Source organism: Micromonospora sp. NPDC047074 (genome assembly GCF_040643815.1).
In the GTDB taxonomy this organism is placed as follows: Bacteria; Actinomycetota; Actinomycetes; order Mycobacteriales; family Micromonosporaceae; genus Micromonospora.
In genome coordinates this window covers 1-18,705 of the sequence record NZ_JBEYVB010000024.1, presented here as the reverse complement: position 1 = coordinate 18,705, position 18,705 = coordinate 1, and the positions used below count along the sequence as shown (strand labels likewise).

General features: G+C 73.9%; 12 protein-coding genes. 11 read left to right on the top strand and 1 reads right to left on the bottom strand.

All coding sequences use genetic code 11. The annotated features are described in order from the left end of the window. Positions 1–57: 57 nt before the first annotated feature. From ABZ809_RS23700 to ABZ809_RS23655, 10 genes are all read left to right on the top strand, one after another. On the top strand, positions 58–1,965 hold the full coding sequence (locus ABZ809_RS23700; protein WP_357564762.1) for a beta-L-arabinofuranosidase domain-containing protein: 1,908 nt from the start codon (positions 58–60) through the stop codon (positions 1,963–1,965). 60 nt (positions 1,966–2,025) lie between these two features. After that, positions 2,026–3,303 carry a sugar ABC transporter substrate-binding protein gene (locus ABZ809_RS23695; RefSeq protein WP_357564807.1) on the top strand — a complete coding sequence of 426 codons (1,278 nt, stop codon included), beginning with the start codon at positions 2,026–2,028 and terminating at the stop codon, positions 3,301–3,303. 60 nt (positions 3,304–3,363) lie between these two features. Next, the gene (locus ABZ809_RS23690; RefSeq protein WP_357564761.1) at positions 3,364–4,323 is read left to right on the top strand and encodes a sugar ABC transporter permease; all 960 of its coding nucleotides are present in this window, start codon (positions 3,364–3,366) and stop codon (positions 4,321–4,323) included. 10 nt (positions 4,324–4,333) lie between these two features. Beyond that, entirely contained in the window at positions 4,334–5,143 is an 810-nt protein-coding gene (locus ABZ809_RS23685) for a carbohydrate ABC transporter permease (RefSeq protein WP_357564760.1), read from the top strand. Between the two features lie 82 nt (positions 5,144–5,225). Next, positions 5,226–6,509 (top strand): cellulose-binding protein, encoded by a 1,284-nt coding sequence (locus tag ABZ809_RS23680; protein ID WP_357564759.1) that lies wholly within the window; start codon positions 5,226–5,228, stop codon positions 6,507–6,509. Between the two features lie 84 nt (positions 6,510–6,593). After that, a complete protein-coding gene (locus ABZ809_RS23675) occupies positions 6,594–8,036 on the top strand; it encodes a family 43 glycosylhydrolase (protein WP_357564758.1) in 1,443 nt (480 codons plus the stop codon). After that, on the top strand, positions 8,033–11,314 hold the full coding sequence (locus tag ABZ809_RS23670; RefSeq protein ID WP_357564757.1) for a discoidin domain-containing protein: 3,282 nt from the start codon (positions 8,033–8,035) through the stop codon (positions 11,312–11,314). The genes ABZ809_RS23675 and ABZ809_RS23670 overlap by 4 nt, the downstream gene beginning before the upstream one ends. A gap of 185 nt (positions 11,315–11,499) precedes the next feature. Next, positions 11,500–12,927 (top strand): hypothetical protein, encoded by a 1,428-nt coding sequence (locus ABZ809_RS23665; protein ID WP_357564756.1) that lies wholly within the window; start codon positions 11,500–11,502, stop codon positions 12,925–12,927. Positions 12,928–12,985: 58 nt separating this feature from the next. Then, positions 12,986–14,227: a MoxR family ATPase gene (locus ABZ809_RS23660; RefSeq protein WP_357564755.1), complete on the top strand. Its 1,242-nt coding sequence runs from the start codon at positions 12,986–12,988 to the stop codon at positions 14,225–14,227. Further along, positions 14,227–15,513: a VWA-like domain-containing protein gene (locus ABZ809_RS23655; protein ID WP_357564806.1), complete on the top strand. Its 1,287-nt coding sequence runs from the start codon at positions 14,227–14,229 to the stop codon at positions 15,511–15,513. The genes ABZ809_RS23660 and ABZ809_RS23655 overlap by 1 nt, the downstream gene beginning before the upstream one ends. Here ABZ809_RS23655 and ABZ809_RS23650 read toward each other — a convergent pair. Continuing rightward, positions 15,488–16,945: a hypothetical protein gene (locus ABZ809_RS23650; RefSeq protein WP_357564754.1), complete on the bottom strand. Its 1,458-nt coding sequence runs from the start codon at positions 16,943–16,945 to the stop codon at positions 15,488–15,490. The genes ABZ809_RS23655 and ABZ809_RS23650 overlap by 26 nt on opposite strands. A gap of 162 nt (positions 16,946–17,107) precedes the next feature. Between ABZ809_RS23650 and ABZ809_RS23645 the strand changes: the two genes are divergently transcribed. Further along, on the top strand, positions 17,108–18,607 hold the full coding sequence (locus ABZ809_RS23645) for a hypothetical protein (RefSeq protein ID WP_357564753.1): 1,500 nt from the start codon (positions 17,108–17,110) through the stop codon (positions 18,605–18,607). Positions 18,608–18,705: the final 98 nt, after the last annotated feature.

The window sequence follows — 18,705 nt, the reverse complement described above, 5'->3', positions numbered from 1 at the left end:
TTTTCGTGCGGCAGGGTGACGGCAGGTCGTGATCTGAGTCACCTTCAGGGAGGGTCCATGCCGTCCACACCCCTCGGAGCCGACCCCACCGGCGGTCGTCCCGTCGTGCCGTCCCGTGGGCGTCGGCGACCCCTCGGGCTGGCGGAGGTCCGGATCGACGGCGGGTTCTGGGGGAGCCGGCAGGCCACCAACGGCGGGGCCACCCTGGAGCACGCCCGGGCGTGGATGGACAAGCTGGGCTGGACCGGGAACTTCACCACCGCCGAGACCGGTCACGGGTCTCCGGACCGGCGCGGCCGGGAGTTCTCCGACTCCGAGGTCTACAAGCTCATGGAGGCCGTCGCCTGGGAGCTCGGCCGACGCCCGGACGCCGGCCGCGAGGCCGAACTACGCGAGCTGACCCGGGCGGTGCGGGCGGCGCAGGCGCCCGACGGCTACCTGCACACCGCGTACGGCCGGCCGGGGCAGCGACCCCGGTACAGCGACCTGGCCTTCGGCCACGAGCTGTACTGCACGGGGCACCTCGTGCAGGCGGCCGTCGCCCGGGCCCGCGTCGCCGGCGCCGACGAGCTGCTGGACGTCGCCCGGCGGGCCGCCGACCACGTCTGCGACACGTTCGGCCCCGACGGCGTGTGGGGCGTCTGCGGGCACCCCGAGATCGAGCCGGCGCTCGTCGAGCTGGCCCGGGTGACGGGGGAGCAGCGCTACCTGGAGCAGGCGTCGCTGTTCGTCGAGCGGCGCGGCCACCGCAGCATCCCCCAGCACCACGTCGGCTGGGCGTACTTCAGCGACGAGCAGCCGGTGCGCGCCGCGCGGGTGCTGCGCGGGCACGCGGTCCGGGCGCTCTACCTGGCCAGCGGCGCGGTGGACGTGGCCGTCGAGACCGGCGACGACGAGTTGCTGGAGGCGGTCGCCGCGCAGTTCGACCGCACCCTGGCCCGGCGCACCTACCTGACCGGCGGGATGGGCGCCCGCCACGCCGACGAGGCGTTCGGCGACGACTTCGTGCTGCCGGCCGACCGGGCGTACGCGGAGACCTGCGCGGGCGTCGCGGCGGTCATGCTCGCCTGGCGGCTGCTGCTGGCCACCGGGCAGCCGCGCTACGCCGACGTCATCGAACGGATCCTCTACAACGTGGTGGCGACGTCGGTCTCCGACGACGGCCGGTCCTTCTTCTACGCGAACACCCTGCACCAGCGCACCCCGACTCCGACGGTGCCGGCCGACCGTGAGCAGCTCGGCTTCGGCGGCGGGCCCCGGGCGCCGTGGTTCGAGGTGTCCTGCTGCCTGCCCAACGTGGCCCGGCTGCTGGCCAGCCTCGCCGGCTACCTGGTCACCGCCGACGACGGCGGCCTCCAGGTGCACCAGTTCGCCGACGCGGAGGTCGACACCCGGCTGGCCGACGGCCGCGCGGTCGGCCTGCGGATGCGCACCGACTACCCCGCCGGGGGCGACGTGACGGTGCGGGTCACCGCCGCCGACGGCCCGTGGACGCTGGCCCTGCGGGTGCCGCCGTGGGCGGCCGGGGCGACCGTCACCGACCGGGCCGGCCGGCGGTCGGTACCACCCGGCGAGCCGGCGCTGTTCCCGGACCTGGCCGTGGGCGACGAGATCCGCCTGGCGCTGCCGATGCGGCCGCGCTGGACCGTACCGGATCCCCGGATCGACGCGGTGCGTGGCTGCGTGGCCGTCGAGCGCGGCCCCGTCGTGCTCTGCGCCGAGTCCGTCGACCAGGCCGGCGACGACCTCGACGCCCTGCGGGTCGACACCCGCACGCCACCGGGGCCGGACGGCGACGGCGCGACCGTGACCGGCGGCATCGGCACCCCGCCGGACGGGCCCTGGCCGTACGCCGACGAGCAGCCCGCGACCGTGACGCACCCGGCGGCGGTCCGGCTCGTGCCGTACCACCGTTGGGCCCGGCGGGGCCCGTCCACCATGCGGGTCTGGCTCCCGACCGCCTGACCCGGACCACACCGAGATGCCCACCACCCGCTGTTGCGGAGGGAGAGACCAGTGAGAGCCATGATCGGCCACCGGCCGGTGGCGGTCCTCGCGGCCGCGCTGCTCGCCGTGAGCCTGGCGGCCTGCGGCGCCGACGAGGACCAGGGCGCGACGACGGCGGCGCAGGTCGACGACGGGGCGACGCTGACCCTGTGGACCCGCGCCGCCACCGAGTCCGTCTCCAAGGCGTACGCCGAGGCGTACAACCGGACGCACCGCAACCAGGTGCGGGTGACCGCCTACCCGAACGAGGAGTACCCCGCGAAGCTCGCCTCGGCGGCCGGGGCGAAGGCGCTGCCGGACCTGTTCGCCGCGGACGTGGTCTTCGCGCCGCAGTACGCCTCGCAGGGGCTGTGGCGCGACGTCACCGACCGGTTCGCCGCGCTGCCCGTGCGGGACCGGGTGGCCCCCGCGCACGTGCGGGCCGGCAGCCACGAGGGCCGCAACTTCGCCGTGCCGCACACCATCGACATGTCGGTGCTGCTCTACAACAAGGCGCTGTACAAGCGGGCCGGCCTCGACCCGGAGCGGCCGCCGCGCACCCTGCGCGAGTTCGCCGAGCACGCGCGGGCCGTCGACCGGCTCGGCGGCGGCGTCGACGGCACCTACTTCGGCGGCAACTGCGGCGGCTGCGTCGAGTTCACCTTCTGGCCCTCGGTCTGGGCGGCCGGCGGCGACGTGCTCGACGACAAGGGCACCGCCGCGTCGGTCGACTCCCCGCAGATGGCGGAGGTCTTCGCCCTGTACCGCGCGCTCTACGAGGAGGGCGTGGCGGCCCCGGCGTCCCGGGACGAGGCCGGCCCGACCTGGCTCGGCGCGCTCAAGGGCGGCAAGGTCGGCATCGCGCCGGGGCCCTCGGTGTGGCTGGGCCTGATCGAGGAGGCCGGGGTCGAGATGGGCGTCGCGCCGATTCCGGGGATGACCGGCGGCGAGTCCACCTTCGTCGGCGGCGACGCCATCGGCATCGGCGCGACCAGCGACAAGGCCGCCCAGGCGTGGGACTTCCTGGCCTGGACGATGTCGGACGAGGCGCAGGTGGAGGTCGTCGCGAAGAACAAGGGCGTGCCCACCCGCACCGATCTGGCCGAGAACAGGTACTCCTCGGCCGACCCGCGCGTGGTGACCGTCAACCGGCTGATGGCCAAGGGCCGCACGCCGTACGCCCGCAACTTCAACGCCTCGTTCAACGACCCGCAGAGCCCGTGGCTGGCCACGGTGCGGGGGGCGCTGTTCGGCGACGCCGCCGAGGCGCTGCGTTCCGGCAACGCCGCGATCACCAGGTCGTTGCGGCAGAGCTGACACCGACCGGTGGCCCGCCTGCGCCTCGGCGGGCGGGCCACCCTCTCACCGGAGGGGCCGATGCCCACGACCACCCTGACGCCGCCGGAGGCCACCGGCACGGGTCCGGCCGGCACGGGGATTCCGCCGCGCCGCCGGAGCAGCCCGTCGCGCCGCCGCCGGGCCCTGCTCGGCCTGGCGTACGCCACCCCGACGGCCCTGGTGGTGGGCGTGTTCTTCCTGGTGCCGCTCGCGCTGGTCGGCTGGATGTCGCTGCACCGGTGGCCGCTGCTCGGCGCCCCCGAGCTGAACGCGCCGGACAACTACGCGGGCATCGCCGACAACGAGCTGGTGCGGGGCGCGGCGGTCTTCACCGTGAAGTACACCGTGGTCATGACGGTGCTGCTCTTCGCCGTCGCGTTCGGGCTCGCGCTGCTCGTGCAGCGCCGGCGCCCGGGGGTGGGCTTCTTCCGGACGGCGTTCTTCCTGCCGATGGCGGTCGGCTTCGCCAGCGCCTCGCTGCTCTTCCTCGGCCTGCTCAGCGACGAGATCGGCCCGGTGCGGCCGATCCTGTCCGGCCTCGGGCTGGTCGACGGCTACACCTCGTGGACCAGCGGCAGCGCGAACTCCGCGCTGGCCTCGGCCGTGACGCTGGTGCTGTGGCGCTTCGCCGGCTTCAACATGCTCATCCTGCTGACCGGCCTCCAGGCGATCCCGACCGAGGTGTACGAGGCGGCGCGGACGGACGGGGCCAACCGCTGGCAGACCTTCCGGCTGATCACCCTGCCGCTGATGCGCCCGACGATCGCCCTGGTGCTCACCATGATGGTCACCGGTTCGCTGCTGGCGTTCGACCAGTTCTGGATCCTGACCCGCGGCGGGCCGGACAACAGCACCACGTCCCTGGTCATGGTGATCTACCGGGAGGCGTTCGTCCGGCTCGACCTCGGCTCCGCCGCCGGCGTCTCGGTGGCGCTGCTGGCCGTGCTCGTCGTCTTCAGCGTCATCCAGCTCGGCGTCCTGCGACGCCGCGGGCAGTGAGGGGAACGCGATGACCGGCTCCGGCACCGCCTCCCGGTGGGGCTTCTACGTCACCGGCACGGCGCTCGCCATCCTCTTCCTCTTCCCGCTGCTCTGGAGCGGCTGGGCGTCGGTACGCACCGACACCGGCTTCGGCCTGGTCAACTACGAGCGGCTGTTCACCTCCGACAACGGCGTCCGGCCCCGGCACGTGCTCAACAGCGTCACGGTCAGCGCGCTGACCGTCGGCGGCACGCTGCTGGTCGCCACGCTGGGCGGCTACGCCTTCGGCCGGTTCCGGTTCCCGGGCCGCGACGTGCTGTTCCTGCTCACCCTGTCGATCCTGATGGTCCCGTACGCCACCATCCTGATCGCGCTGTACGTGCTGCTCGGCTGGCTGGGGCTGGAGGACTCGCTGCTCGGGCTGAGCCTCGTGCTGATCATGTTCCAGCTGCCGTTCTCGGTGTTCATGATGCGCAACTCGTTCGAGGCGGTGCCGCGCGAGCTGGAGGAGTCGGGCCAGGTGGACGGCTGCACCAGCCTCGGGGTGCTGTGGCGGATCCTGCTGCCGGCGGTCCGCCCGGGCCTGGTCACGGTCGCCCTGTTCGCGTTCCTCACCTCGTGGAGCGAGTTCTTCGCCCCGCTGATTCTGCTCAACTCGACCGAGAAGTTCACCACCACGCTCGCCGTGGTGAACATGCGCACGGCCAGCCACGGGTCGGTCGACTACGCGGCGCTGGAGGCCGGCGTGGTGTTCATGGCCGTGCCGTGCCTGCTGCTGTTCGCGTTCCTGCAACGCAGCTACGTGCGCGGCTTCACCTCGGGGGCGCTGAAGGGCTGACCTGGGCCGGGTGCCCGGCGGAACCGGGCCGAGTCCGCACCAAGATATCTATGAGTTCCCATCTATCGATCGGAGGAACGGAATGAAGTGGATCCGAACGGTGGGGACGGCCGTCGCGGCCCTGTCCCTGCTGGCGTCCGGCTCGCTCGTCGCCGGTCCGGCGCAGGCGGCACCCGGCGACAACCTGGCCTGGACGGCCACCGCGTCGGCCTCGTACACCTCGCCCTGGGAGAGCGTGGCGGCGGTCAACGACGGCATCGACCCGCCACGCTCCAACGACACCACCAACCGCCGGTGGGGCACCTGGCCGCAGACCGGCACCCAGTGGGTCGACCTGACCTGGACCTCGACCCAGACCGTACGCGCGGTGGACGTCTACTTCTTCGACGACAACGGTGGCGTGCGGCTGCCCGCCGCCTGGCGGGTGCAGTCCTTCAACGGCAGCGGCTACGTCGACGTGGCGGGCGCCAGCGGCTACCCGGTGGCGGTCGACCGGTACAACCGGGTGACCTTCACCGCCGTCAGCACCAGCCGGCTGCGGGTGCTGCTCACCAGCGGCGCCGCCTCGGTGGGAGTGCTGGAGGTCAAGGCGCACACCAACCCGCCCGTCGACCCGCCGCCGACGAGCGGCTGGAACCCGCCGGCCAACCTCGTCACCCCGCTCAACGAGGTCTGGCAGCACTACGAGCAGACGTACCCGCAGCTGCACACCTTCCGCAACTACGGCTGGGACCAGGTGATGGCCAACCGTGGCTACCTGAACTACTGCGTCCGGTGGGACTCGCCGGCCCCCGTCTCGGCGGCGCTGCGCGACCAGATCCACGCCGCGCTGGCCCGGCAGGTCAAGAAGTGGACCGACGTCATGGTCGGGCACAACGCCTGGCCGTACGGGGACGTGCCGGTGCGGGTGGTCGGCTGGGCCGTACGCGACCGCAACCAGTTGCAGTGGAGCGACAACTCCGTCGACATCTACGTCAACGACATTCGGGAGAACGCGCCGCAGTGCGCCGAGCCGTGCGGCCGGTTCTTCAACCAGAACGGCACCTACCCGAACTGCCCGGGCGGCGTCGCCCGGCACTACGACATGTCGCTGTGGCTCACCGCCGGCATGGGCGGCGGCGCCGGCGGCGACTGGGGCCAACGCGTCGGCAGCGAGTACTTCGTCAACAACATCAACGCCGCCGACATGCACATCGTGCTGCACGAGATCGGGCACAGCTTCGGCCTCGACGACTTCTACGACTGGACGCCCACCGGCGTGGGCGGGTTCCTGATGAAGGCCGGCAGCGCGGCGCAGATCACCGAGTTCGACAGGTGGATGTTCCGCGACTGGTGGCGCCACCTGAAGGGCCGCTACGGCTACTGACCGGCCGACCGTCGGTCAGTGCACCACCGCCGGTTCCGGGGCACCGGCGGCCGTCCCGTTCCGTCCGTACCGACAGGAGACCCCGTGCGACGACGACCCCTGTTCCGGAGCCTGGCGGCCGGCTGCGCCGCGACGCTCGCCGCGAGCCTGGCCGTGGCGCTGCCCGCCTCCGCCGCCAACCCGATCATCACCACCATCTACACCGCCGACCCCGCGCCGCTGGTGGTCGGCAACACGATGTACGTCTACGCCGGCCGCGACGAGGCGCCCACCGGCACCAACAACTTCGTCATGCGCGAGTGGCACGTGCTGTCCACCACCGACGCCGCGAACTGGACGCACCACGGCGCCCGGGCGAACATCGGCACCTTCGGCTGGGCGGGCGCGGACGCCTGGGCCAGCGAGGTCGAGCAGCGCAACGGCAGGTACTACTGGTACACCTCCGTCAACGGCAACGGGCCGGGCTGGATGAACATCGGCGTGGCGGTCGCCGACAGCCCGCTCGGCCCGTTCACCGACGCCAAGGGCGGCCCGCTGATCAGCGACAGCACGCCGAACTCCGCGCCGCTGAACATCGACCCCACCGTCTTCGTCGACGACGACGGCCAGGCGTACCTCTACTGGGGCGGCTACTGGGGGGCGCGGGCCGTGCGGTTGGCCGGCAACATGGTCGACACCGTGGGGGAGGTGGTCACCCCGCAGGGGCTGACCCACTTCTGGGAGGCCCCGAACATGTTCAAGCGCAACGGCCTCTACTACCTGCTGTACGCGGCCAACGACACCCAGGGCTGCGTCACCTCGTCGAGCTACGCCTGCCAGCGCTACGCCACCGCCACCAGCCCGCTCGGGCCGTGGACCCACCGGGGCGTGGTGCTCGGCCAGGTGTCGTCGACCACCAACCACGCGGGCGTGGCCCAGCTCAACGGCCAGTGGTACATGGTCTACCACAACGCCAACGCGCCCGGCGGCGGCAACTTCCGCCGGTCCGTCGCGGTGGACCGGATGTTCTTCAACGCCGACGGCACGATCCAGCCGGTCACCCAGACCAGCACGGGCCCGCCGCCCAACCCCGGCGGTGGGGGCCAGCCGCCGGCCGGCACCAACCTGGCGCCCGCCGCCACCGCGTCCACCTCCCACGTGTCCGCCTGGGAGAGCCTGGCCGCGCTCAACAACGGCGGCGTGCCGGCCAGCTCCGCCGACCGGAGCAACCTGGCGTACGGCAACTGGCCCCAGCAGGGCACCCAGTGGGTCGAGTACACCTGGCCGAGCGCCCGCACCGTCGGCCGGACGGCCGCCTACTGGTTCGACGACGACCAGGGCATCGACCTGCCCGCCTCCTGCCGGGTGCAGTACTGGAACGGCACCGCCTACGTCGACGTGCCCAACCAGACGGCCTGCGGCACGGCCGGTCACACCTACAACGTGACCACCTTCAGCCCGGTCAGCACGACCCGGCTGCGACTGTCCATCACCTCCCGCACCGGCTACTCCACAGGTGTCCTGGAATGGATGGCGTTCCCGTCATGAGCAGACTCCGCCCCGCACGCGCGGGCCTGGCCGCGCTCGTCACGGCGACCCTGGTCGCCAGTGTCCTCCAGGTCGCCACCGGGCCGGCGCGGGCCGCCCAGACCATCGGCTATCCCACCTTCTCCGGACCGGCCGTGCCGGCGCCGCCGGTCGGCTACCAGACCGGCGACACCATGCGGGCCATCTACGACGCCGAGCGCGCCGGCACCGACTTCTGGATGGACCGGCTGCTGGCCCGCCCGGGCAACGACCCGGCCGGGCCCTGGCTGATGAGCCGGGGTCGCGGCCTGTTCATGTACACCCACAACCCGGCGGTCGTCGGCTTCGGCGGCAGCGCGGCGTACTGGGACAACATCAGCGGCCAGAACGCCTACGCGATCACCGCCAGCACCGGCGCCCTGACCGAACAGGTGGCGCAGCGCTGGCAGGCCCCCAGCCACTGGCGCAGCGTGCACACCGGCGGGTCGCTGCGCGTCGACGTCACGAAGTTCATCACCCACCAGAACGTCGCGGTGACCAACCTGACCGTGACCAACACCGGCTCCGCGAGCAGCACCGTGCAGCTACGGGTCACCTCGCCGTACGCCACCACCGGCAGCGGCGCCGAGCTGACCGGCAGCCGGGCGGTGAAGAACAACCTGACCACCGTCCGCCCCCGGCTCTCCGGCGACGGCTTCACGGTCGCCAGCGGCGGCCTGAACCGCTCGGTCACCCTCGGCGCGGGGCAGAGCGTCACCACCAAGGTCCAGATGGGCTTCCTGACCGACGAGATCCCCGAGTCGGCGACCGAGTACGCCAGCTACCGGGCCGCCACCCCGGCCACCGCGTTCGCCACCCACGTGCGCGACTACCACCGCTGGTGGGCCGAGAACGTGCCCTACATCGACGTGCCGGACCCGGCCATCAAGAAGAACATCTACTACCGCTGGTGGCTGATGCGCTTCAACCACCTCGACGTCGACATCCCCGGCCAGGACTTCCAGTTCCCCACCTCGATCGAGGGGGTGACCGGGTACAACAACGCCATCGTGCTGACCCAGCCCATGCACATCGACGACCTGAAGTACCTGCGTGACCCGGTCCACTCGTACGGGCCGTGGCTGTCGGTCGGGCAGTCGTCGGCCAACGGCCGGTTCATGGACAACCCGGGCGACCCGGAGAACTGGTCCAACAGCTACACCCAGTACGTCTCCGAGGCCGCCTGGCGGGCGTACCAGCTGCACGGCGGGCAGCCGGCCATGCTGCGCAACCTCGCCCGCTACGCCGAGATGGACGTCAAGGGCCAGCTCGCCACCTACGACACCGACGACAACGGGGTCATCGAGTACGACTGGGGCGCGATGACCGGCAACGACGCCGACGCGGTCTCGTTCCACTGGCGCGCGGGCAACCTGGACCGCGCCGAGGGCGCCTACGTCTACAGCAACGCCCTGGCCGCCGCCCAGGCGTACGCGGTCCTCGGCGACACCGCCAAGGCGAACGAGATGCAGGCCCTCGCCAACCGGGTCCGCGACGGGATCGTCAACGTGCTGTGGAACCCCGCCCGGCAACTCATCGAGCACCGGCACGTCGCGACGAACACCCACGTGCCGTGGAAGGAGATCAACAACTACTACCCGTACGCGGTGGGCCTGATGCCGAACACCGCCACCTACCGGCAGGCGCTGCGCCTGTTCGACGATCCCGCCGAGTACCCGATCTTCCCGTTCTACACCGCCAACCAGCGCGACAAGGCCGCGGCGGCCGCCGCCGGCCACCCCGGCAGCAACAACTTCTCCACCATCAACTCGACAGTGCAGTTCCGCCTCTACTCGTCGGTGCTGCGCAACTACCCCAACCAGTGGATGACCGCCGAGCACTACAAGAAGCTGCTGTACTGGAACACCTGGGCGCAGTACGTCAACGGCAACACCCAGTGGCCGGACGCCAACGAGTTCTGGTCCAACTGGAACGGCTCGGCCATCACCTACCGGTCCTGGATCCACCACAACATCCTGGGCAGCAGCAACTGGACGGTGATCGAGGACGTGGCCGGCCTGCGACCGCGTACCGACACCACCGTCGAGCTGTCGCCCATCGGCATCGGCTGGTCGCACTTCGCGGTCAACAACCTGCGCTACCGCAACGCGAACCTCAGCATCGTCTGGGACGACCCCGCCGACGGCGTCACCCGCTATCCGGGCGTGCCGCAGGGCTACTCGCTCTACCTCGACGGCAACCGGGTCGCCACCGTGGACCGCCTGACCCGGCTGCTCTACGACCCGGCCACCGGCACGGTCACCCTGCCGGCCGGCGGCACCACCACCTTCAGCGCCGCCTTCCCCGGCCTGCGGCTGCCCCAGCAGGTCGAGCAGAGCAGCGCCCGGATGGTCGACATGTTCGGCAAGGCCGGCGTCGACCTCACGTCTACCACCCCGAACCTGGCCCAGGGCGCCGGCACCTCGGCGTCGTACACCGCCGCCGGCACGTCGACGGCGGCGGCGGTGGACGGCTTCCCCACCAACGCGCCGCTGTGGGGCAGCTCCGGCTCACCGAACGCCACCGACACGTTCGACATCGACCTGGGTCAGGCGCGGACGGTCGACGACGTCTGGCTGCACTTCCGCGACGACCGCGCCGGCAACCGCTACCGGGCGCCGGCCTCGTACACCGTGCAGTACCACAACGGCAGCACGTGGGTCGACGCGGCGGCGCAGGCGAGGACCCCCGCGACGCCGCGCGCGAACCACAACCGGGTCCGGTTCACCCCGGTCAGCACCACCCGGCTGCGGGTACGGCTCACCCACACGGCCGGCTTCCGGACCGGGCTGACCGAGGTGAAGGCGTACGGCCGGGGCGGCGGACCCCCGCCGGCACAGAACCTGGCCCGTACGGCCACGGCGTCGGCGTCGTACACCTCACCCTGGGAGTCGGTCGCGGCGGTCAACGACGGCATCGACCCGCCGCTGTCGAACGACACCGTGAACCCGCGCTGGGGCACCTGGCCCAATACGGGTGAGCAGTGGGCGGAGCTGACCTGGTCGGCCCCGCAGTCGGTGCGGTCGGCCGACGTCTACTTCTTCGACGACGGCGGCGGCGTGCGGCTGCCGGCGTCCTGGCGGTTGCAGTACTGGACCGGCAGCGCGTACGCGGACGTGCCCGGCGTCGGCGGCTACCCGACGGCGGCCGACGCCTACAACCGGGTGACGTTCCCGGCCGTCAGCACGACCCGGCTGCGGGTGGTGCTGACCAGCGGCGCCGCCTCGGTGGGCCTGCTGGAGGTCAAGGCGTTCGGCTGACCGACCCCGACCCGGGTGTCCGGGCGGGTGCCACGTGCGGCACCCGCCCGGACACCGGCTTCGTGGCCCGCCGGGACGACCGGGTAAGGGTGTGACAGCCCGCTGCCCACCCCGGTATGCTCCCCGGCGATGATGACTCCGTCTCTCCGCAGATTGGGGGCCCGGTTCTCGCAAGGTGAGTGCTGATGCGCTCCCCGGCCGCGAATCCGGAACTCCGTTCGTCCTACTGGCTGCGCGTGCGCGAGTTCGCCGTGCCGCCGTCCATGATCGAGGTCGCCGCCGCCCGTCGGGCCGTCGGGGACTGGGCCGGGGCGTGCGCCGCCGCCCGTGTCGACGTCGACGTCGAGCCGCGCTCCGTGGCCAGCACCCATGGTCGGGAACTCGCCGACCGGCTCCGGGCCGATCTTCGCCACCTGGCGCCGGACCTGCTGCGCTGGCACCTGCCGAGGATCGCGCCTGACGGGCTGCTGCGGCCCGGTCTGACCATCGCCCTGGCCCGGTACGAGCCGGCCGGAGGCGGTGGCGACGCGGTGCACCTCGTGGTCCGGACGCCGCCGGCCTGGGCGGACGCCGGCCAACGGTTCAGCCTGGCGCTCTGGGACGGGTCCCGCTCCGGGGCCGACTCCCGTCATCCGCACCCGCACCCCGACGACCGGTTCCGCCTCGACCTGCACCGTCACCTGTGGGACGCCCGGCGGGCCGGTGAGCTGCGGACCCGCTCGGGGGCCGGCCACCCACCCGCCGGCAGCCGACCCGCCGACGATCCGGATCCACTGGCGACGGCGGGGCGGCGACAGGGTTGGGCGGTGGACCGGTGGGCGGCCGAGGCGGCCATCCTGCTCCACGCCGAGGGACGCCCCGGCGACACGGTCGCCGTGCGGGTCCGGGCCCGGCGTCGGCTCCTGCTGAAGCTGATCCCGGGCGGGGACGGCCCCGGGCCACCCGGGGCGCGGATCTTCTGGTCTCCCCCGCAGGGCCGCCCCGGCGCGCGGCGGCCCTCGCCGGGACCGGACCGACCCGTGCCGGTGCTGCCGGACGCGGCGACCTGGGTGTCACCCGACCTGGAGCTGCTCCGCGCCGGGCTGATCGAGCCCGACCGGCTGCACCCGCTGGTCGCGTCGGCACTGGCCCCCGACCGGCCGGCGGCCACGGCACCTTCGACGACGTGTGCGGTGGGGCAGCCCTGGCGCGTGCGGTGCCGGGGAGTCTGGCACCGGATCGGCCTGGTCGACGGGGTGCTCGTCGCCCTGGACCACGACCCGGCCGAGATCCGCCGGGAGGAACTCCTCGCCGCGCTGACCGGCACCCCGCTGCCCTGCCTGCGGACGATCGACGAGGCGCACCGCCACCCGGAGTGCCTCCCCGAGGTCCGGGCCCGCCTGGACCACGGCGACACCACCGGCGCGCTCGCCGTCGTCGAGGCCCTGCTCGGGCCCGACGCGGTGCTGCGCGCCGGGGCGCTCCGGGACGAACTGGAGACGGCCGCCCTGCGGCGGATCGAGTACGGACTGTTCCGGGCCGGACTTGCCGGGCCCGGCCGGGGCCCCACCGCCCCGGGGCACCGCCGTACCCGCGACCGCCGCGCGTACCCGCGCCACACCATCGCCCGCTGACCGGGGACGTCCCCGCTCCGCTCCCATCCGCACCGCCACGAGAGACACAGGTGATTCCATGACCGTTGCCGCCGTCCTGCCCGCCGACCAGGCCCACACCTCGCAGCTCGACGTCGCCGCCGAACTGCTCGCGCTGCTGCGCGACACCAGCACCGAACCCCGCCCCGACACGCAGCTGGAGGCGCTGACCCTGGCCGTGGCCGCCGACCTCCCCGTGCTGCTGTGGGGCGAACCGGGAATCGGCAAGACCGCCGCCCTGACGCAGCTCGCGACGGAACTGGGCCTGCCGCTGACGACCGTCGTCGCCAGCGTCCACGAGCCGTCCGACTTCTCGGGACTGCCGATCGTCGGTGACGACCCGGCGGCACAGGGCGTCCCGATGGCGCCGCCGGACTGGGCCGTACGCCTGGTCCGGGCCGGTCGTGGGTTGCTGTTCCTCGACGAGTTGTCCACCGCCCCGCCGGCCGTCCAGGCCGCCCTGCTCCGCCTCGTGCTCGAACGGCGGGTGGGCGCGCTGCGGCTGCCGGCCGGCATCCGGATCGTGGCCGCCGCGAACCCGCGATCCTCGGCGGCCGACGGCTGGGAGCTGAGCCCACCCCTGGCCAACCGCTTCGTCCACCTCCAGTGGGTGCACGACCACGAGGTCGTGGTGCGCGGCCTGGGCGGCACCTGGCCCCGCGCGGATCTGCCCCGGCTGCGCCCGGAGCGGTTGCCGGAGGCCGTCACCTTCGCCCGCCGCGCGGTGTGCGGGCTGCTGGCCGCCCGCCCCGCGCTCGTACACCGGCTGCCCGGCACCGAGACCCGCCGGGGTGGCCCGTGGCCCTCGCCCCGCAGTTGGGAGATGACCCTGCGGCTGATCGCCTTCGCGACCGCGGCGGGCACCTCCCGGGAGGTGCTGTCGATGCTGGTCCGGGGCGCGGTCGGCGACGGCCCGGGGCTGGAGCTGCTGGCCAGCATGGACCGGATGGACCTGCCCGACCCCGAGACGCTGCTGGCCGATCCGGCGACCGCCGCTCTGCCGGAGCGCGGCGACCTGCGGCAGGCCGTCCTGGACGGGGTGGTGGAAGCGGTCCGCGGTCGCCCGGACAGGGCCCGCTGGGACGCGGCCTGGGCGCTGCTGGTCCGGGCGCTGGAGACCGGGCCCCCGGATCTCGTGGTCGTCCCCGCGAGCACGCTTGCCGCCCTGCGGCAGGAGGACTGGGACGTGCCGGCGGCGATCGAGCGGCTCGCGGGCGCGGTGTCGGTGTCCCGCCGCGCCGACCAGGCGCGTGTCGCCGCCGCCGCGGGGGCCGGCCGGTGATTCCGGGTACGGGGACCCTGGACCGGGAGAAGCTCTTCGCCGCCCGGCTGCACGCCGCCCGGGTCCGGCCCTACCTGGCGTCGGCGCTGTTCGCCCTGCACGTGGTGGAGTCGCGCCTGGTGCCGACGATGGCGGTGGACCGGCACTGGCGGTGCTACGTCTCGCCGGTGTTCGTGGACCGCACGCCCGTGGAGGAACTCGCCGGGGTGTGGGTGCACGAGGTTTCACACCTGCTGCGCGACCACCACGGGCGCAGCGACCGGGTCGCGCGGGAGCGGGGGCTGACCGGGCCGGGGGAGCGGCTACGGATGAACATCGCGGCGGACTGCGAGATCAACGACGACGCCTTCGGTGACGGGCTGACCCGACCCGAGGGCGTCGTCGACCCGGCGTTGCTGGGGTTGCCGGAGGGGGAGCTGATGGAGGACTACCTGCGTCAGTTCCGGCTCGGCCCGCGTACGCAGGGACTGGTCTGGCTGGACTGCGGCAGCGGCGCGGACGGGCTGGACCGTGAGTGGGACCTGGGGCCGGACGGCGCGTACGGCCTCAGCCCGCAGGAACGCGACGCGGTACGGTTCCGGGTGGCCGAGGGCATCACCGGCCGCCCCGGCGACGTCCCGAAGGGCTGGCGGAGGTGGGCGCAGGAGGCGTTCCACCCGCCCCAGCCGTGGCGGGACCTGCTGGGGGCGGCGATCCGCTCGGCGGCCTCCGGCGCGGGCGCGGGCCAGGACTACACGTACGGCCGGCCGGCGCGGCGTTCCGCCGGGGTGCCCGGTGTCGTCCTGCCGAGCCTGCGGCGCAGGCCCCCACGGGTATGCGTGGTCGTCGACACCTCCGGGTCGGTAAGCGACGCCGAGTTGGGCAGTGCGCTGCTGGAGGTCGCGGCCATCTCCCGCGCCGTCGGCGGCCGGCGTGACCTGGTCACCGTGCTGTCGTGCGACGCGGCGGCCCAGCGGGTGCACCCGTTGTGCCGCGCCGAGGAGATCCCGCTGGTGGGCGGGGGCGGGACGGACCTGCGGACCGGCTTCGCCCGGGCGCTGCGGAGCCGGCCCCGACCGGACGTCGTCGTGGTCCTGACCGACGGGCAGACGCCCTGGCCGGTCTCCCCACCGCCCTGCCGCACGGTGGTCGGGCTGTTTCCCCGCGAGCGCTCGTACCGGGGATCGTGGGACGAGGACGACCCCGAGTACGTGCCGGACACGCCACCGGAGTGGGCGCGGGTCGTGGTGATCGGCGGGGGCGTCGGCACGCCCGACGGCGTCACGACTCCTGGACGCGGGGGGTGACCGGACGGACCCGCACCGGGGCGCCCGGCCCGCCGCCCGCGCGCGACCGGTATTCCGGGACGCCCACGCAGGTGAAGAGCAGCGCCGCGAGGTCGGCCGGCTCGCCCAGCAGCCCCGGGACCTCCGAGTCGACGAACGTCATGCCGGAGGCGCTCGCGCCCAGGGCGTACGCCGCCAGGTGCAGCCGGCCCTCGACGAGCCCGGCGGCGAGCTGGGCGTCGCGGTAGCCGCGGTCGTCCAGGGTGGACAGCGGCGTCGCGGCGATGACGACGAAGGCCGCGTCGCCGGCGAGCCCCTGGCCCAGGCAGACCCGGAGCAACTCGTCGCGCAGGTCACCCGCGCGCAGCGGCGTCGACAGGTCGGGCCACCGGTAGAGGCCGGGCGCCACGTCGTCGACGCCGTGCACGGCGACCCAGTGCGGCACCGTCACGCCGCGCAGGGCGGCGGCCAGCGACCACTCCAGCAGGTGGCGCGGCAGCGTCCGGGACCGGTCCATCCGCCGTTGCGACCCGCGCCGGCGCACGACCTCGTCGAGCGGGTCGGACGGCGGATGGACCGGCAGCGCGGCCGGCTGCGGCCAGGGAGCCCCGAGGGCGTCCCGTTCGCCGGCGCGCTGCGCGGTCGTGCAGAGCGGCAGCTCGACCGGTGGCAGTTCCCCGGGGACCGCCGGCCCGGTGGGCCCGGTCGCGGGCTCGCCGTCGCCGAGCGACAGCAGGGCCAGCGGGTACTCGTGCACGCCGTCGGCACCGACGAGGGCGCGTACGGCGGCGTCGGGGAACAGCGACCGCAGTCGCGGGGCCAGGCCGGCGCTTGCCGCAGCCGCCGACAACTGGGACAGCAGCGTGCCGGCGTCCCAGTAGAGGTGCCGCCACCCGCGCTCGGCGTAGCGCCAGCCCGTCCGCCAGGGCACGCCCGTCACCACGAGCGTCGTGGCCGTGCCGGTGGCGGCGGGGCCCACCTGGACGAGCGCGTGCCGGCGCGCGTCGTACCAGTGCACGCCGTCCGGGACCCCCGCGACGCCGCGCGTGCTCGCGTAGACCTCCAGCGGGAACCGTGCCCCCGCCGAGCCGGCGGCGCGGTAGAGGACCGGGCGGCCGTTGCGCTCCGCGGTGCGGACGACGCCGGCGCCGAGGAAGAGCACGCGACCGAGCTGCGCCGCGTCGAGCGGCTGCCCGGCGTCGAGGGGGCGCGCCGTGGCCGGGACGCCCGCCAGCACGGCCGTCGCGGCCACGTCGGGGGCGGGCAGGTCGCGCGGCAGGGCCAGGACGGGCGGGCCGTCCGGATAGTGCTTCATGGGCGGCGGCAGGGTCTCGAGGTCGTTCGGCACGAGGTCGTGCCGGACGCGGGGGTCGTCCACGGGCACGTCCCACTCGCGGTCCGGGACGTAGGACGTCAGCCGGTGCAGCAGCCCGGCGCCGGTGTCGAGGTCCATCCGGTCATCCTGCCAGTCGCGGCGGCGGGTGGTGGTGCCTCTTCTCGGTCGCCGCCGCCCGGCGGGGCAGATCCGGGCGGGCGCCGGCGGAAATAATGGCGCGACGCCGACCGGGGTGCTCCCTTGTGCACCCCGGTCCCCGCTGCCCGACGAGGAGCCGAGATGACCGAAGGACCCCCTCCCGTTCCCCGGTCCCACGTCCACCCCGCCGCGCCGTTCCCGCCACCGGGACCCCACGCGGCCCCCGGGTCGTACGGCCCGCCAGGCACCTACGGCCCGCCAGCGCCCCCGTCGCCGCGCGGCGGGCGGTCCCGGCGTGGCCTGTGGATAGGCCTCGGCGCGGCGCTGCTGGTGCTGGTGCTCTGTGCCGGCGCGGCCTTCGGGGCGCGGGGCCACCTGGCCGACTGGGTCGGGACGACGACCGGCGCCGACGGGGAGCACGACGAGACGACGGAGATCGACAGCCTGCTGGCCGGGCACACCAGGGCGCTCAAGGAGCGGGACCTGGCCGCGTTCGTGGCCCCGTTCGACGCGGCGGACGCCGACCTGGTCGCCCGGCAGACCAGCCTGTTCCACAACCTGGTCAAACTGCCGCTGGCCGAGAGCCGGTACGAGCGGCTCACCAGGAGCGCCGCCAGGCCCGCCGGGGCCGGGACCACGTTCGACCTCACGGTGTCGTTCGTGCACCAGCTCGACGGGTACGACCTCGCGCCCGTCGCGGAGCTCTACACCTGGACGGTCGTCCGCACCGGGGAGGACGCCCCGCTGAAGGTGACCGCGGTCGGCGGCCTCGCCCAGGACCGGGCGCGCGGCGGCGTCGCCTACTACCCGGCGCCGTGGGACAAGTGGCGCAGCGTCCACGTCGAGCGGACCCCGCACACGCTGCTGATCGTCGACGGGTCGCTGCGGGCGCAGGCCCAGCGGTACGCGCCGCTGGCCGAGCAGGCCGCGGTGGACGACCTCGCCGCGTGGCGGGCCGGCGGGGTGACCGCCGAGATTCCGAAGGGCTTCGTCATCTCCATGGTCAAGGGCAAGAAGGAGCTGGGTTCGCTCTACCGGAGCACGACGCAGACCCCCGCCGAGTCCGGCCTGTCGATCGCGGTGCCGCCGCACGGGTCGATCGACGGTGCGGACGGCGCGGGGCCCGGCGTCGGCGGCAGCCGGGTGGTGATCGACGTGACCGACCGGTACTACTTCACCGAGGGCGGCCGGGACCGGCAGTTGAAGCTCTTCCGGCACGAGCTGGCCCACTCGCTCGTCAACAGCCTCACCGAGCGCGGGCCGGACGCCGCCGCCGGAGACGAGCAGGAGAAGTGGGTGGTCGAGGGGTTCGCCGAGTACCTGGGGTACGGCCGGAAACCGTGGCCGACCAGCGAGCGCACGGCCTCGTCCCGGGCGATCCTGAGGTCCCTCGACGGCGATCCGGCCCTGCCGACCAACGCCACCTGGAACTCACCTGGGCGGGCGGGCCACCACTACTGGCTGGGTCACTCGGCGATCGGTTACATCGCCGAACGGTACGGCGAGCGCAAGCTCTTCCAGTTCGTCGCCGCCCACTACCGGGGGGCGAGGGTCGGTGCGGCCACGCGGGAGGTGCTGGGCGTCTCGTACGCGGACTTCGCCGACGCGTGGGGCGGGTACGTCACGGCCAGGGTGGGCTGATCATGCCCGCCCGCATCGCCCCGCTCGTCGCCGACCGGCTGCTGGCCCCCGACATGTTCAGCGGCTGGGGGGTCCGCACCCTGTCCTCGGCCCACCCG